Origin of the sequence: Methylobacterium sp. W2 (assembly GCF_020662345.1) — a bacterium.
Taxonomy (GTDB): domain Bacteria; phylum Pseudomonadota; class Alphaproteobacteria; order Rhizobiales; family Beijerinckiaceae; genus Methylobacterium.
In genome coordinates this window covers 1-463 of sequence record NZ_VMOA01000104.1, presented here as the reverse complement: position 1 = coordinate 463, position 463 = coordinate 1, and the positions used below count along the sequence as shown (strand labels likewise).

The following is a 463-nucleotide window of genomic DNA, read 5'->3' as shown; positions in this document are numbered from 1 at the left end:
ACCCAGGAGGGAGTCGAATCATGAAATTTGTCAACCATATTGAGCCCGTCGCGCCCCGCCGAGCCGGCGGCGCGGTCGCCGAGGTCTATGCCGAGGCCCGCCGCGAGTTCGGCCGGCTGCCCGAGCCGCTCGCCATGCTGTCCCCGGACGAGGGACTGCTCACCGCCGGCTGGGCGACGTTGCGCGAGACACTGCTGGTGGGCCAGGTGCCGCGTGGCCGCAAGGAAGCCGTCGCCGCCGCCGTCGCGGCCAGCCTGCGCTGCCCCTGGTGCGTCGACGCACACACCACCATGCTGTACGCGGCAGGCCAAACCGACACCGCCGCGGCGATCTTGGCCGGCACAGCACCTGCCGCCGGTGACCCGAACGCGCCGTATGTGGCGTGGGCGGCAGGAACCGGGACACCGGCGGGACCGCCGGCACCGTTCGGCCCGGATGTCGCCGCCGAATACCTGGGCACCGC

1 protein-coding gene is annotated in these 463 nt (G+C 72.8%); it reads left to right on the top strand.

Going from position 1 to position 463, the window contains the following annotated elements; genetic code table 11:
- Positions 1–20: 20 nt before the first annotated feature.
- The coding region (locus FPV16_RS25920; protein WP_227441374.1) for a carboxymuconolactone decarboxylase family protein at positions 21–463 on the top strand (443 nt) is incomplete at its 3' end.